General features: G+C 66.6%; 21 protein-coding genes and 1 pseudogene. 14 read left to right on the top strand and 8 right to left on the bottom strand.

Annotated features, from left to right (window positions below; all coding sequences use genetic code 11):
- Positions 1 to 5: 5 nt before the first annotated feature.
- Together HV783_RS29420 and HV783_RS29415 are read right to left on the bottom strand one after the other, a co-directional pair.
- On the bottom strand, positions 6 to 353 hold the full coding sequence (locus HV783_RS29420; RefSeq protein WP_276608463.1) for a nuclear transport factor 2 family protein: 348 nt from the start codon (positions 351 to 353) through the stop codon (positions 6 to 8).
- A 39-nt stretch (positions 354 to 392) separates the two neighbouring features.
- Positions 393 to 962, bottom strand: a pseudogene (locus tag HV783_RS29415) (HD domain-containing protein); the annotation flags it as partial.
- Between the two features lie 207 nt (positions 963 to 1,169).
- Between HV783_RS29415 and kdsA the strand changes: the two are divergent.
- The 3 genes from kdsA (at position 1,170) to HV783_RS03315 (ending at position 2,817) form a co-directional block, all read left to right on the top strand.
- Positions 1,170 to 2,027, top strand: coding sequence for a 3-deoxy-8-phosphooctulonate synthase (gene kdsA, locus HV783_RS03325; RefSeq protein WP_144657975.1), 858 nt, complete (start codon positions 1,170 to 1,172; stop codon positions 2,025 to 2,027).
- Between the two features lie 68 nt (positions 2,028 to 2,095).
- A complete protein-coding gene (locus HV783_RS03320) occupies positions 2,096 to 2,404 on the top strand; it encodes a hypothetical protein (protein ID WP_054502131.1) in 309 nt (102 codons plus the stop codon).
- Between the two features lie 152 nt (positions 2,405 to 2,556).
- Positions 2,557 to 2,817, top strand: a complete 261-nt coding sequence (locus tag HV783_RS03315; RefSeq protein WP_231133000.1) for a hypothetical protein — start codon at positions 2,557 to 2,559, stop codon at positions 2,815 to 2,817.
- Positions 2,818 to 2,841: 24 nt separating this feature from the next.
- Here the strand turns inward: HV783_RS03315 and HV783_RS03310 are convergent, their stop codons facing one another.
- From HV783_RS03310 to HV783_RS03300, 3 genes are all read right to left on the bottom strand, one after another.
- Complete coding sequence (locus tag HV783_RS03310) at positions 2,842 to 3,147, bottom strand: hypothetical protein (protein WP_054502132.1); 306 nt, start codon at positions 3,145 to 3,147, stop codon at positions 2,842 to 2,844.
- A gap of 102 nt (positions 3,148 to 3,249) precedes the next feature.
- Complete coding sequence (locus HV783_RS03305; protein ID WP_054502133.1) at positions 3,250 to 3,741, bottom strand: hypothetical protein; 492 nt, start codon at positions 3,739 to 3,741, stop codon at positions 3,250 to 3,252.
- Positions 3,742 to 3,875: 134 nt separating this feature from the next.
- A complete protein-coding gene (locus HV783_RS03300) occupies positions 3,876 to 4,457 on the bottom strand; it encodes a TetR/AcrR family transcriptional regulator (RefSeq protein WP_054502134.1) in 582 nt (193 codons plus the stop codon).
- Positions 4,458 to 4,591: 134 nt separating this feature from the next.
- Between HV783_RS03300 and HV783_RS03295 the strand changes: the two genes are divergently transcribed.
- Entirely contained in the window at positions 4,592 to 5,782 is a 1,191-nt protein-coding gene (locus HV783_RS03295) for an MFS transporter (RefSeq protein ID WP_144657974.1), read from the top strand.
- A gap of 83 nt (positions 5,783 to 5,865) precedes the next feature.
- Entirely contained in the window at positions 5,866 to 6,264 is a 399-nt protein-coding gene (locus tag HV783_RS03290) for a RidA family protein (protein WP_054502136.1), read from the top strand.
- A gap of 17 nt (positions 6,265 to 6,281) precedes the next feature.
- Here the strand turns inward: HV783_RS03290 and HV783_RS03285 are convergent, their stop codons facing one another.
- Positions 6,282 to 7,199: a LysR family transcriptional regulator gene (locus HV783_RS03285; protein ID WP_054502137.1), complete on the bottom strand. Its 918-nt coding sequence runs from the start codon at positions 7,197 to 7,199 to the stop codon at positions 6,282 to 6,284.
- 145 nt (positions 7,200 to 7,344) lie between these two features.
- Between HV783_RS03285 and HV783_RS03280 the strand changes: the two genes are divergently transcribed.
- The 3 genes from HV783_RS03280 (at position 7,345) to HV783_RS03270 (ending at position 9,301) form a co-directional block, all read left to right on the top strand.
- Entirely contained in the window at positions 7,345 to 8,493 is a 1,149-nt protein-coding gene (locus tag HV783_RS03280) for a DSD1 family PLP-dependent enzyme (protein ID WP_054502138.1), read from the top strand.
- Between the two features lie 26 nt (positions 8,494 to 8,519).
- On the top strand, positions 8,520 to 8,915 hold the full coding sequence (locus HV783_RS03275) for a RidA family protein (protein WP_054502139.1): 396 nt from the start codon (positions 8,520 to 8,522) through the stop codon (positions 8,913 to 8,915).
- A gap of 113 nt (positions 8,916 to 9,028) precedes the next feature.
- Complete coding sequence (locus tag HV783_RS03270) at positions 9,029 to 9,301, top strand: hypothetical protein (RefSeq protein ID WP_054502140.1); 273 nt, start codon at positions 9,029 to 9,031, stop codon at positions 9,299 to 9,301.
- Between the two features lie 4 nt (positions 9,302 to 9,305).
- Here HV783_RS03270 and HV783_RS03265 read toward each other — a convergent pair whose 3' ends face one another.
- A complete protein-coding gene (locus tag HV783_RS03265; protein WP_006395879.1) occupies positions 9,306 to 9,605 on the bottom strand; it encodes a DUF2513 domain-containing protein in 300 nt (99 codons plus the stop codon).
- A gap of 120 nt (positions 9,606 to 9,725) precedes the next feature.
- Here HV783_RS03265 and HV783_RS03260 point away from each other — a divergent pair, with 120 nt between their 5' ends.
- The 5 genes from HV783_RS03260 to HV783_RS03240 all read left to right on the top strand — a co-directional run bounded on the left by HV783_RS03260 (position 9,726) and on the right by HV783_RS03240 (position 12,293).
- The gene (locus tag HV783_RS03260) at positions 9,726 to 10,124 is read left to right on the top strand and encodes a hypothetical protein (protein ID WP_064525937.1); all 399 of its coding nucleotides are present in this window, start codon (positions 9,726 to 9,728) and stop codon (positions 10,122 to 10,124) included.
- A gap of 90 nt (positions 10,125 to 10,214) precedes the next feature.
- Entirely contained in the window at positions 10,215 to 10,535 is a 321-nt protein-coding gene (locus HV783_RS03255) for a hypothetical protein (protein ID WP_054502142.1), read from the top strand.
- Between the two features lie 371 nt (positions 10,536 to 10,906).
- The gene (locus HV783_RS03250; protein ID WP_006220190.1) at positions 10,907 to 11,110 is read left to right on the top strand and encodes a cold-shock protein; all 204 of its coding nucleotides are present in this window, start codon (positions 10,907 to 10,909) and stop codon (positions 11,108 to 11,110) included.
- Between the two features lie 124 nt (positions 11,111 to 11,234).
- A complete protein-coding gene (locus tag HV783_RS03245; protein ID WP_054502143.1) occupies positions 11,235 to 11,798 on the top strand; it encodes a DUF924 family protein in 564 nt (187 codons plus the stop codon).
- 288 nt (positions 11,799 to 12,086) lie between these two features.
- On the top strand, positions 12,087 to 12,293 hold the full coding sequence (locus HV783_RS03240) for a cold-shock protein (RefSeq protein WP_006225311.1): 207 nt from the start codon (positions 12,087 to 12,089) through the stop codon (positions 12,291 to 12,293).
- Positions 12,294 to 12,392: 99 nt separating this feature from the next.
- Here HV783_RS03240 and HV783_RS03235 read toward each other — a convergent pair whose 3' ends face one another.
- On the bottom strand, positions 12,393 to 12,938 hold the full coding sequence (locus HV783_RS03235) for a TIGR00645 family protein (protein WP_054502144.1): 546 nt from the start codon (positions 12,936 to 12,938) through the stop codon (positions 12,393 to 12,395).
- A gap of 259 nt (positions 12,939 to 13,197) precedes the next feature.
- Between HV783_RS03235 and loiP the strand changes: the two genes are divergently transcribed.
- Complete coding sequence (gene loiP, locus HV783_RS03230) at positions 13,198 to 13,953, top strand: metalloprotease LoiP (protein WP_006386184.1); 756 nt, start codon at positions 13,198 to 13,200, stop codon at positions 13,951 to 13,953.
- Positions 13,954 to 14,079: the final 126 nt, after the last annotated feature.

The raw sequence follows: 14,079 nt of genomic DNA, 5'->3' as shown, positions 1-14,079 counted from the left end.
CGTCGCTATGCCGGTCTGGGGTGTAATCGCGGTTGGCCGAGCTTGAACCAGGCCCGGGTGATGTGCTGGCCGCGCACTTCGTAGATCGCGACCACGTCGATCTCGCCGGGGCCGTCGGCGAAGTTGCGGGTGACGATCTCCTGGTCCACCACGATGTCGCCATTGACGATCCGGTTGACCAGCCTGCCGTGCAGGTCGGGTTCCTGGAAGCGCTCGAGGTGGCGCGCGCGGATTTCGGCGCGGCCGCTGGCCAGCAGCGTGTCGGGAAAGGCGTAATACTGGCAGTCCTCTGCCCAGGCCGGCATGAACGCCTCGATATCGCGGGCGTTGTAGGCGTCCAGTTGCCGCTGCACCACGTCGGCGGGGCGGGCGGGGGACGCGTCGCGTGCCGCGGCCTGCTGGCGGATGCGCGCTTCGGTGTCGGCGTCGAGCAGCCGGCGGATCTCCCGGAACAGGGGCAGGGCGTCGGTGTGCTTGCGGCCGTAGTCCAGGTTGAACGCATAGTCGAAGTCCGGGGCATTGGCGCCCTGGTTATGTTGCAGCAGCGTCTCCAGCTTGTCCATCGCCTTCACCGCGCGGGCCTCGGGCGAGCCGGCCTTGTCGTAGTCGTCCCACAGGGCCAGCAGCCGTGCGCGCGCCGGGGCGTCCAGCGCAGCGGCCAGTTGCAGCAGGTCGAGCCGTTCCTGGGCGCCCTTGTCGGCGCCCGTCGCCTGCTGCGTCGCCGGGATGTCGCCATGGATGGCCTCGCCCAGGTCGTGCACTACGCACAGCCGCAGGATGCGGGCGAAATCCAGGTCCGCCAGGCCGTCTTCGAGCATCATCGCCATCAGGCACAGGCGCCAGGTGTGCTCGGCCGTGCTTTCCTGGCGTCCGCCCGAACTGCGGGCGCTGCGCAGGACGTCTTTCAGCTTTTCGGCTTGCCGCAGGAACTCGAGCCGGCCCTGTAGTGTGTCGGTGTCCATGAATCAGGTTGTCGTAAGTCTGTTCTCAATACGCTCGCGCGTATCGCTTCCCGCCAACGAGTGTATCTTGTGACCGCCGCGATGACGCCATCCGCGCCCGCCGGCCCGGAGCAACCGGCCTCGGCCGGCCGCGGCGGGCGGGTCCGGGTCGGGCTGGTTGTACATTACGCACTATCACCCGCTACATCTTTACAGGATCGCTCTCCCATGACCGCCCCGGAAGTCGTCATCTCGCCCGCCATCACCTGCGCCAATGACCAGCCCTTCGTGCTGTTCGGCGGAATCAACGTGCTGGAATCCAAGGATCTCGCGTTGCGCGCCTGCGAGGAATACCAGCGTGTGACCACCAGACTCGGCATTCCCTACGTGTTCAAGGCGTCGTTCGACAAGGCCAACCGCTCGTCGATCCATTCCTACCGCGGCCCAGGCCTGGAAGAGGGCATGAAGATCTTCGAGGCGGTCAAGCAGAACTTCGGCGTGCCTGTGATCACCGACGTGCACGAACCCTGGCAGGCGGCTCCCGTGGCCGAAGTGGCCGACATCCTGCAATTGCCGGCGTTCCTGGCGCGCCAGACCGACCTGGTGGTGGCGCTGGCCAAGACCGGCCGCGTCGTCAACATTAAGAAGCCGCAGTTCCTGAGCCCCACCCAGGTGCTCAACATCGTCGAGAAATTCACCGAGGCGGGCAACCAGCAGATCATCCTGTGCGACCGCGGCACCAGCTTCGGCTACGACAACCTGGTGGTGGACATGCTGGGCTTCGGCGTCATGAAGAAGGTGTCCGGCAACCGGCCGGTGATCTTCGACGTCACCCACGCGCTGCAGCAGCGCTCGGCACTGGATACGGCCTCGGGCGGTCGCCGCGAGCAGGTCGCGGAACTGGCGCGGGCGGGCATGGGCGTGGGGCTGGCGGGTCTGTTCCTGGAGGCCCATCCGGACCCCAGGAATGCCAAGTGCGATGGCCCCAGCGCCTTGCCGCTGGACAAGCTGGAGCCGTTCCTGACCCAGCTCAAGCAGTTGGACGATCTGGTGAAATCCTTTGCGCCCATCGATATCGAACCCTGATGCCGCCTGTCACCGCGGATCAGTGAAGTTGTTATACGATCCGGGCCACCAACTTTCGGGAGGCCTGGATGTCGTTTTACGCAATCGTCGCCGTTCGTAAAGAAGCCGTCAGCGGTCACGTCGCCTACGTGCGCTGGGGCCTGGCCGAGCGCGGCGTGCCCGGTTGGGTCAGCGACCCCGTGACGGCGGCGGTCTCCGAGGTCATCGAGGCCATCAAGGCCGGCATCGAGGTCGAGACGGTGATCAGCGTCGACGGCCTCTCCGTGGCCTCGCGCCCGGTGCGGATGCTGACCGACGACGACGGGCGCGAGCACCTGGCGTCAGTGCCGATGCCAAGTTCCACCCTGCATACCATCTTCGATTTGCCGGAATTCTAGGGACGGCATGCCCGTACCGGTCCGACCGGTAGTTTTTTCACCCCCGAAGCGCCGATCCCGCGCCCCGCGCCGCGGGCATGGCGCTTGCTGCCGCCCCTGTCGTCATACCGCCGCGAGCCGCGCGGCCGCGGCGGGGCTTCAGGGGAACCAGCATGATGGACCACAGCGAAATGATGGCCCGCATGATCAGCAAGCCTGTCGCGTCCGGCAGGCCCGAAGGTTGGGATGGCATCCTGTCCGCCTATGCCGACTGCCTGATGCGGGTGCAGGGCCAATTGACGGACGACGACATGCAACGCTTTCTGGAAGTGGGCGCGCGGGTGTTCCGCAGTTGTTGCCAGGAGGACGCCCGGCAGCGCTGGACCGCCGAGCAATTGGCGGCCTACCACCGCAAACCGCGGGTTGGCGACTGACGAAGGCGGGCGCGCTCTGGCGCGCTAGAGGCACTGGCGCAGCGCGAACTTGCGGCCGAAGGCGCGTATCACGTCGCCGTCGATCGAGGCGGCAACGTCCCAGTGGTCGCCGCGCGTGATCAGCATCGATTGCGACGACAGCGCATGACGCAGCGCGAACATCCAGAACGCCGCTTCCGAGCCGACTGGCGCGAGGTCATGCGGCCCGATGCGCAGTCGCGCCGGCCGGGGCGTGGCGCCCAACGACCAGCGCAACGCGACGCCCAGGAAGGCGAAGCGAGCCATCACCGATGACGGTTGCACGCAAAGCACTCGGATCTTGGGTTGCATGGTCACTGGACCTCCACGAGGGTGACCCAGCGTAGCAAAGAAGATTTCATCCTTCCATACTGCATTTGGATTACCAGCGGATTGCGTCCGGGGCGGCGGGCATCAGTCCGCGGGCAGGCGGGTAAAGAGATTGGTGACGATCATCTGATCGGGACGCTTGGTGCCCGGCGTCGCCGGCGGCATCAGCTTGTCCATTTCCTTGCGGTCCTGCACGCGGGTGAGCGTCAGGTGGTCGCCCTGGATCTTCACGTAGCGGATGGAAGCCTCGCCGATCTCGTATTCGCTGGTGGATTGCTCCAGCGTCTGCTCGATGCGCTTGGCGTCGAGCCAGCGATAGGTGCCGCTGGAAAGCGCGCCTGGCCCCTGCATCGACCAGGTGCCGTCGCTGCGGAATTCGGCCACGCCGGCGCCGCCGGAAGGCTGGGGCGGCAGCGCCTGACCGTCGACGGTGCGCAACATGGTCTGGTGCCGCCATTTGCCGACAAGGGCCTGCGCGGCGGCTTGCTGCGTCGGCGGTTGGGCGGGCGCCGCGGCGGGCAATAGCACGGTGCCGCCGAGCAGGGCGGCCAGGGCGTATAGGCGCAGGAGCTTCATTTTGGTGGGGCGAGGGATCCGGGTTGCGGGGGCGGGGGCCGGTCTCCAGGGGCGGCCCATCAAACGCGTTGTTGCATTATGCGCGACGACGGCGTTTGCGGCGAGTGCCGATCCCGCTCGTCGGGGGGACGCGCTCAGGTCCGGCGCAGGCCCGCGAGCAGCAGATCCAGCGCCTGAAGCGCCTGCGCCAGCCGCCCCTGACTGTCGTCTCCGGCGATCCAGAGGGCGCTGTCGGCCAGCCCGCCATGCAGCATCCGCGCCAGCGCGTCGGGCTCGGCCGGGCCGATGACGCCTTGCGTCATCAGGGCCTGCAGCAGCGCGCCCAGCGACGCGGTGCACTGTTCCTGCGCGGCGGCGCCGCCATGGCCCAGCACCGCGCGCGCGTCCTGCAGCACGATCCGGCGGATTTCGGGCTCGGCCGCCATCGCCAGATAGGCCCGGCAGCGTTCGCGCAGGGCGGTCCAGGCATCGGGAGCGCCGCGTGCAATGGCCTGCAGGCGCGCCTCCATCTCGCGGTCGATCTGCGCCGCGACCGCCGCCAGCAAGCCCTGCTTGTCACCGAAATGGTGATACAACGCTCCTCGGGTCAACCCCGCGGCGGCGGTCAGGTCGTCCATCGACGTGCCCGCATAGCCGGCGCGGCGGAACGACTCGCGTGCCGTCGCCAGCAGTTTTCCGCGGGTTTCTTCGATCATCTCGGCGCGCGATCGCGACATGGCTGTCTCCAGTGGCATACGAGCCGTATGTTAATTGACATACGTAATGTATGTGAATACCATCTTGCATACGCTACGTATGTCAATCTGTCCGGCGTCGCTGCCGCCGGCTGCAACATCCCCAGAGGTACCGGGTGTCGAATCCCTATCGCGAATTGTTCCAGGCGCCCGGCGCCGCCGGTTTTGTCGCCGCCTGCGCCGTGGCGCGGTTGGCCCTGCCCATGATCGGCATCGGCATCATCACCATGCTGTCGCAGGTGCGCGGCGCCTACACCCTGGCCGGCGCGGTGGCCGCCACCTTCGCTTTGGCGACCGCGTTGCTGGCGCCGCGAATTTCGCGCTTGGTGGACCGGCACGGCCAGGGTCGCATCCTGCCGCTGGCCGCCGGCGCCAGCGTGGCCGGCCTGGCGGGCCTGGCCGCCTGCGTGCGCTGGCAGGCGCCCGACTGGACGCTGTTCGTGTTCGCCGCGCTGGCGGGCAGCCTGCCAAGCATGCCCGCCATGGCGCGGGCCCGCTGGACCGAGATCTACCGCGACCGGCCGCAGTTGCGCACCGCCTATGCCCTCGAGTCGGTATTCGACGAACTGAGCTTCATCATCGGCCCGCCGCTGGCCGTCGGGCTGTGCGTGATCCTGTTTCCCGAGGCCGGCCCGCTCGGCGCGGCCCTGCTGCTGGGGCTGGGCGTGACCGCCTTCGTGCTGCAACGGGCCACGGCGCCGGTGGTGCAGCCGCGCGAGGCGGGCCGCGAGTCGTCGGTGCTGGGCGTGCCGCTGATGCGCCAGCTAACCGCCATGATGGCCGCCATGGGCGTCATCGTCGGCACTATCGATGTCATGAGCGTGGCCTTCGCCCGCCAGCAGGGAATGCCCGCCGGCGCGAGCCTGGTGCTGTCGGCCTACGCACTGGGGTCCTGCGTCGCCGGGCTGGCGTTCGGCGTGCTGAAATTCCGGGTGCCCCTGGCGCGCATGTTGGCGATTGCCGCCAGCGTGACCGCCCTCACCACCTTGCCGCTGCTGTGGGTGGGTGATCTGCTGACGCTGTCGCTGGGCGTGCTGCTGGCGGGCCTGTCGTTCGCGCCGACCATGATCATCGCCATGGCGATGGTGGAGGCCAGCGTGCCGGGTCGCCGCCTCACCGAAGGCCTGACCTGGCTGGTGACGGGCCTGGGGGCGGGCGTGGCGGCGGGCGCCGCGCTGGCGGGGTGGATCGTCGACCGTCATGGCGTGGGCGCGGGATTCTGGACCGCGGCGGGCGCGGGGGCGGTGGTGCTGCTGGTCGCGGTTTACGCGGCGCGCGGCGCCCGGCCTGCCGCCGCCGTGGCCTGAGCGCGGCCGGGGCGGCCACCCCGGATGTATAGAATGCCGGCAACGCCGCGCCGCGGGGCGAGGCGTCTACAAGGAGAACCAATATGTCCCGAACCGTCGTCAATCCCGACACCGTCTTCAATACCGTGCAATACGGCTTCAGCCAGGCTGTCATCGTCACGGGCCAGCGCCGCATGCTGTTGTCCGGCCAGGTCGGCGTCGATGCCCGGGAGCGCACTGTCGGCCCTGGCCTGCGCGAGCAGACCGACGCGGCGCTGGACAACATCGGCCGTGTGCTGGCCGCGGCGGGCGGCACGCTGGCGCAGGTCATCATGCTGCGTATCTACATCTGCGAAACGGCGCGCGAGGATCAGGAGGTGATCGCGCAGGCGCTGCGCGACCGCTTCCCGGTCGATCCGCCGCCGTCGTCCTGGATCATCGTCAGCGGCCTGTCGCTGCCCGAGTGGCTGGTCGAGATCGAGGCCGAGGCCATGCTGGACTGATCCGTCCGGCGCGCGCCTCAGGCAGGCGTCTTGTCTCGCCACGGCGTGGCCGCGAAGGCCTGGCGCAGGTGGGCGAGAAAGCCCGCGGTGCGGGCCGGCAGCTCCTGGCGCGATTTCACCAGCGCCACCACGTTGGCCTCGGGCAGAGTCCAGCCCGGCAGCAGCGGCACCAGCGCGCGCGTTTTCACATGCTCGGCCACGTCCCACTCCGAGCGGGCCACGATGCCGTGGCCGGCCAGGGCCCAGGCCACGGCGGCGGCGCCGGCGTTGCTGGATAGCACCGGCGCGATGCGCACGCCCACCGCTGGCCCGCGCCCGCGCTTGAAGCGCCACAGGGTCACGTCCTCTTCGTTCTCGCGCAAGGCGATGCAGTCGTGTTCGCGCAGGTCTTCGGGCTTGGCGGGCGCGCCGTGGCGCGCCAGGTAGGCGGGCGAGGCGCACAGGATGCGCCGGTTGGGCGCCAGCGGATAGGCCACCAGGGTCGAATCGCGCAGCTCGCCGATATGGATCATCACGTCCCAGTCGTCGCTGGCCAGGCGGGGAGGCCCGTCCGACAGGATAAGGCTGGCGGTCACGTTCTCGCTTTCCTTGCGAAACCCGGCCACCAGTCCGGCGACGTAGCGCTGGCCGAAGCCCAGCGGCGCCACCACGCGCAGGTGGCCGGCCACTACGCCCCGCCGGCCCGCCAGTTCATCGGCCAGGTCGTTCAATTCGCCGCAGATCTGGCCGGCTCGCAGCGCCAGCAGCCGGCCCTCGTCGGTCAGCGCGGTGCCGCGTCCCGAGCGATTGACCAATCGCACGCCCAGGCGCTTTTCCAGCGCGTGCAGGCGTTGTGTCACGGCGGGCGGCGTCACGTCCAGGGCGCGCGCCGCCTGCGCCAGCGAGCTGGTGGCCGCCAGGCTCAGGAAGAAACGCAGGTCATCGGTCGTGATCATTCAGAATCACCTTAATGATTGATTAAGAGATGATTAAACACGCAAGCCGCGCGGCGCGCCATACTGCGGGCATGCGGTCGCGCCCCGGGGCGGCGCCCGTGTCGGTTTCCCTTTTTCCGCCCCTTCCTGTTTCGTCGCTACCGCCATGACCACTGCCTCTGCCACCCTCGATACGCTGGAAACGCCCTGCCTGCTGCTGGACGAAACCCGCATGACGCGCAATATCGATCGCCTGAACGCCCTGATGGCCGGCCACGGCGTGCAATTGCGTCCCCATCTGAAAACACCCAAGTCGATCGAGGTGGCACGCCGCGTCATGGCGCGGCCCGAGGGGCCGGCGGCGGTCTCGACGCTGCAGGAGGCCGAACAGTTCGCCGCCGCTGGCGTGACCGACCTGCTGTACGCGGTGGGCGTGGCGCCGGCCAAGCTCGGCCGCGTGCTGGCCCTGCGCCGCCAGGGTGTCGACCTGACTGTCGTGGTCGACAGTATTGACGCCGCCCAAGCGCTGGCGGCGCGCGTGCGGCAAGAGGGCGCCGCCATCCCCGCATTGATCGAGATTGATTGCGACGGCCACCGCGCCGGGGTGCAGCCGGGTCACACCGACCAGTTGCTGGCGATTGCGCGGACTCTGCATGCCGCCGACAGCCTGCGCGGCGTCATGACCCACGCGGGTGAATCCTACGGTTGCCGCAGCGTGCAGGCCATCGCCGACATGGCGGAGCAGGAGCGCGCGGCCGCGGTCGGTTGCGCCCAGGCCATCCGCGCGGCGGGCCTGCCGTGTCCGGTGGTCAGCGTGGGGTCTACGCCCACCGCGCATTTCGCCCGCAACCTCGACGGCGTGACGGAGGTGCGCGCCGGCGTGTACGTGTTCTTCGACCTCGTCATGGCTGGCCTCGGCGTCTGCGACGTGGACGACATCGCCGCCACCGTGCTGACCACGGTGATCGGCCACCAGCCCGACAAGGGCTGGATCCTGGTGGACGCGGGCTGGATGGCCATGTCGCGCGATCGCGGCACTGCCAGGCAGCCAGTGGACCAGTTGTACGGGCTGGTTTGCGATGTCGACGGCAAGGTCTATCCCGACCTGCTGCTGGCCGAGACCAACCAGGAGCAGGGCATCATCAAGCTGCGCGCGGGCAGCGACGCCGCCTTGCCGGAACTGCCGCTAGGCACCAAACTGCGGATCGTGCCGAACCACGCCTGCGCCACCTGCGCCCAGCACGACGCCTATGAGGTCGTGCGCGAGGGCGACCGCCGGGTCGTGGCGCAATGGCAGCGCTTTCGCGGCTGGTAAGTCGGCTGCCCGCAAAAGGACTCGAGATGGACCTGATCCACACCCCCCACGCCACGCCACCGGCGGGCCATTATTCGCAGGCCGTGCGCGCCAACGGCTTCGTGTTCGTCTCCGGGCAACTGGGGTTCCTGCCCGCCGCCAGTCCGGGCGAACGGCCGCAACTGGCGCAGGGCGTCGCGGCGCAGACCGAGGCCGCGCTTCGCAGCGTCGCCGCCATCCTGCAGGCCGCCGGCGCGTCGATGGGTTCGGTGGTCAACGTCACCGTCTACATTCCCGACGTCGGTCTCTGGAACGAAGTGAACAGCGTCTACGAACGCAGCTTCGGCGACCACAAACCGGCCCGCGCGATCGTGCCCACGCGCGAATTGCACTATGGCGCGCTGGTGGAAATCAGCGCTGTCGCCGTCGTTCCCCAGGGTTGAACAAGACCCCGGCGACAGCCCTGTCCGTATGCCGGCCGCCCCCCTCGGGGACGGATTGGACGCCCGCCCACCTATAATGCGGGCGCCGCAACATCCCAGGGGAGTCCGTCCGCATGCAGTACGAATACCTGTTCTGGTCCATGGCCGCCATGGTGGCGGTGGCATTGGTGGGCGGGGCGCTCTGCGGCCGCCTGCATTCCCCCGGGCGGACGCTGGCCGGCGTGGCCGTGCTGGCCGCGGCGGTCTGCGCGGGCGTGGTGGTGTTGTCGCGGTCGGCCGGTTTCGGCGACCAGGCGGCGATGCTGGCGATCGCCGCGTTCATGTTCAGCCTGGTGATCGGCGCCGCCGCCGCGCTGCTGACGCGGCGTATCCTGCGGCGCCGTTGAGCGCTCATTCTTCGTCGTCGAAGTCCTCGTCTTCTTCGTCTTCCTCGTCCTGCTCCAGGGCGTCGTAGCCCTTCCAGGTGATGCGCCAGCGCGTGTCGCCGGCGGTCGCCGTCGTTTCGCTGATCTGCTTGACCAGGCCGGCGTCGGCCAGCAGGTCCAGGTGGTGCGCAATCAGTTGCAGGCCTTGCTCCTGCGCGTGGGGCGCCAGGGCAGCCTCCTTGATGTCGTGGGTGCTCAGGTTGGGGCCCGCCGCGTCGCGCAGGGCTCCCAGGATCGTGACGACCAGATCGAAATCGCGTTGCATGATGTCCGCCGTATGGGTTGGGGTGGAACAGCCCACAATAGCAGAGTTCCGTGGCGGCGACGCGACAGCCGGCCGGGTCGGTTACAGTGCGGGATTACCGATCACAGACAGGCTGTATCAATGAAGAAACCCGCCGAGCGCGATTGCCTCGCCCTGGTCCCTGGCTACACCGGCCAAGCCGCCAAGCTGTTCCTGACGCGCACCGAGGAGGGCGCCATCGTCGGCGTCACCGTGTTCGATCTGCTGGGGCACGTCAAGCAACAGGGCGATGCCCAGGCCGCCGCCGACTGGGTGGCCAACTGGCTCGCGCAAGAAGCCGACAACCGCAAGGCGCGCCGCACGCAACTGCAAGCCCAGATGTTCCTGTGCAAGCTGGTCGGCGACGAGAAGGCCGCGTTCCTGGACGCCCAGAAGCCGCTGCTGGCCGCGCTGGCCGCGGCCGGGGTGCGTAGCCGCAACGTGGCGGCCACGTCCGGCGCCGCCCGCCGCTCGCTGGGACCGGCTGTCAGGAAGCCTTAGCGTAAGGCTGTTATAGTCGCGCCTGGACGTGCACGCATCCGTGCGGGCGCGTCCAAGCGGGCCTGGCCCGCAAGTCAAGGAAGAGTGATCATGGAAATACTGAGTCGGCATGTTGCCGACGTGGCGGGCGGCGTTGAGCTGCACACAACGCTGGATGGCGAGAGCATCAGCGTCTATGTCGTGACCGATGTGGACGATCTCAATGCGATTGCCGACATCGTGCCCCCCGAAAAAGTCGAAGCCGGCGCGGACATACACGCCGCCAGTGTCGACAATGTTGATAATGCGCAAGAACAAATCGACCAAGTCCTGGAAAATATGAATCCCGGCGACGTGGCGGTTTTCCTTTGCTCGGGCCCCGACGCTTTCGGCGCGGCGCTCGATCTGTTGGGTTTACCTATCGAAGAGTAAGCCTGACGGCAAACCAAAGTGCCCGTCCAAACGGCGTATGCATCCGGGTACGCTCTTTGCCGGCATTTATATAAGCCTTGATTGTTTTTTTATGATGCGTGGGTGTTTACACCTATGCAGGGCTTCTTTTTTCCTATGAAAACGTGCAAATTCTGTTCGCAGTTTCTCTTTGTTGCATTATTGGCACGTATTTTTTAGGATTATGTTGACTTGTGAGGGGAACATAACGATAGTGTCGGCACACGATCACAAGCGTTGCGATTTTCGTTCAGTGCCGTGCCTTTTCCGGCTCAGCGTTATTGTTCTACTGTCCCCTCCTTGATTGATTCGTGACCTCCGGGCATTTGCCCATTATCTCTAGGAAATACAGTATGGAAACCGGCGTCGTTAAGTGGTTCAATTCGGAAAAAGGCTATGGCTTCATCACCCCGGAAGCGGGTGGTAAGGACCTGTTCGCTCACTTCTCCGAAATTCAGGGCTCGGGCTTCAAGTCTCTGGAAGAGAACCAGCGCGTCAGCTTTGTGACGGCCAATGGCCCCAAGGGCCCGCAAGCCACGAAGATCCAGGTCCTGTAAGGTTCTGGCTTTTCGGAAAAGCCCCTTCGGGGGCTTTTTTGCGTTTGGGCTCCCCGCGCTATCCTTGCCCGTGTCTCCCGCCGCACAGCCTGGCCGGACCCGCCATCGACAGAGGACGATCTCCATGACCCACCCTGGCCAAGCCCCCGCATCCCTGACGCCGCAGGACGTCGTCGCGTTCTGGCGCGACGCCGGGCCGCGGCAATGGTTCACCAAGGACGCGGCCTTCGACGAGCGCTTTCGCCAGCATTGCGGCGCCGCCCACATGGCCGCCGCCGCGCGCCAGTTGGATGCCTGGCTGGATGAGCCGGACGGCGCGCTGGCCCTGATGATCCTGCTGGACCAGTACCCCCGCAACGCCTACCGCGGCACGGCTCACATGTTCGCCACCGATCCGCTGGCGCTGCTGTTCGCCGAACGCGCCATCGCCGCCGGCCACGACCTTGCCGTCGATCCGGCGCTGCGCCAGTTCTTCTACATGCCCTTCGAGCACGCCGAGACCGTGGCCGCACAGAACCGGGCGGTTGCATTGATGGAGCCGCTGGGCGCCGACGCGGTGCGCTGGGCCGTCCTGCACCGCGACATCATCAAGCGCTTCGGCCGCTTTCCCCATCGCAACGCCGCGCTGGGCCGGCAGACCACGCAGCCCGAGCAGGAGTTCCTGGACACCGGCGGCTTCTCCGGCTGAGCCCCGGCGGCATGGCCGTTCGACGCGAGCGTATCTGCTTGTATCGGTGCATGGCGAGTTGAAAGATCCGGGGCCTCGGCTCGGGTGGTGGCGCGGCGCGGGCATGGCGATCACCGCATATTTGACGTTTTTCCGGGTTCGCCAATACACTGGGTTCAGCGAGATTTTCAAGAGACGCGGTCTGCGTTTAACTTGTCGCGGTCAGTGGTGCTGCGGTTGCTTTCCTCTCCCATCCTTGATCATCTGGCGCCCCGCGAGCAATCGCTTCTTTAGGTTCGAGGAAATTCCATGGCAACCGGCATCGTCAAGTGGTTCAACGCCGAAAAAGGGTATGGCTTCATCATGCCCGACGACGGCAGCAAGGATCTGTTCGCCCACTACTCGGAAATCCGCAGCGAAGGCTACAAGTCGCTGCAGGAAAACCAGCGCGTCACGTTCGAGGTCGGTACCGGCCCCAAGGGTCCCAGCGCCAAGAACATCAAGGTGGCGGCCTGAGTACAGGTCCACGGCGGGCCGGATACGGCCCGCCGTAATAAAAAAGCCCCGACACGCCAGTGCCGGGGCTTTTCTTTTCCCGCGCGGCGCGGGGGGCGTTCAGTGCTTCGCGTGCGATGGCGTGGACAGCCTGTCGACCAGGGCGATGCCCAGCGCCGACAGAATGAACAGCGCGTGAATGATGGTCTGCCACATCACGCCCGCTTCCGAGAAGCGCGCGTTGGGCGTGCCCAGCGTGCCGGCCTCGATGAAGGTGCGCAGCAGGTGGATCGACGAGATGCCGATGATGGCCATGGCCAGCTTGACCTTGAGGACGCTGGCGTTGACGTGGCTGAGCCATTCCGGCTGGTCCGGATGCCCCTGCAGCCGCAGGCGCGACACGAAGGTCTCGTAGCCGCCGACGATCACCATCACCAGCAGGTTGGAGATCATGACCACGTCGATCAGTCCCAGCACCAGCAGCATGATTTCCATTTCGCCGAAGCTGGTGGCGTGCGTCAGCAGATGCCAGAGTTCCTTCAGGAACAGCATCACGTAGACGCCCTGGGCGACGATCAGTCCCAGATAGAGCGGCAGTTGCAGCCAGCGCGAACTGAAAATCAGGCTGGGCAGCAAGCCAAGACGGGGTGGGGTGTTGGGGGTCATGATGGGTGCGAGCCGTTATAGGGATACGGAAAAAGTGCGGCGGCAATTCTAACAACGCCGCGCTCTCCCGGGATTTGTTTTTGATGACGAATTTATGGCGAAGCAGGAGGTACTTACCACGGTAAGAAGTCTTTCGCCCGCCTTTTGTGTAAGAGAAATTCGCATTTGCGAAACTCTGTGGCGAAACGGTTTGAGCGCTTTTGGCGTATATAGAATTGCCGCCTCACTCGAACAGAGTCAGTCAAGAGGAGTTTTTTCCATGAAGATCCGCTACACCGTTGCCGCGCTGGCCGTTGCCCTTGCCCCTTATTCCGCGTCGCATGCCCTCGATATCGGGGGCCTGGTGGGCGCCGGCAGCAAGGTGGTGCAGGCCGCCACCCTCAGCGATGCCGAAATCAAGACCTTGTCGGACAAGGCTTGCGCGCAGAGCGACTCCCAGGAAAAGATCGCCGCCCCGGGCAGCAAGTACGACGTGCGCCTGCAGAAGATCGCCAAGCAACTGGGCGGCACCGTCAACGGCCAGAAGGCCAACTACAAGGTCTACATCACCAAGGACGTCAACGCCTGGGCCATGGCCAACGGCTGCATCCGCGTCTACAGCGGCTTGATGGACATGATGACCGACGACGAAGTGCTGGGCGTCGTGGGCCATGAAATCGGCCACGTGGCGCTGGGCCACAGCAAGAAGGCCATGCAGACCGCCTACACGGTCTCAGCCGCGCGCGACGCCGCCGGCGCCGCCGGTGGCGCCACGGTCGCCGCCCTGAACTCCTCGCAGTTGGGCGACCTGACCGAGAAGTTCATCAACGCGCAGTTCTCGCAATCGCAGGAAAGCGCCGCCGACGACTACTCGTTCGACCAGTTGCAGGCCAAGAAGCTGAACACCCGCGGCCTGGTGACGGCGTTCCAGAAGCTGGCCGAGCTGGACGGCGGCAAGAGCGATATGATGAGCTCGCACCCGTCTTCGGCCAAGCGCGCGCAGCACATCGAAGATCGCATCGCCAAGGCCAAATAAAGCGCCCTGGCGGGCAATTTGCCGCCCTTTCCGGGTGGAAAACGGGGCGCGAGCATCCGGGCTTGTCCGGGTGCTCGCGCCCCTTTGCGTCAGGGGTCCGGAAGTTTCCGGTAAAATGCCGCGTTT

Origin of the sequence: Achromobacter dolens, assembly GCF_902859745.1 — a bacterium.
GTDB classification, from domain to species: Bacteria; Pseudomonadota; Gammaproteobacteria; order Burkholderiales; family Burkholderiaceae_B; genus Achromobacter; species Achromobacter dolens.
This window is presented reverse-complemented; position numbering and strand designations above follow the sequence as displayed.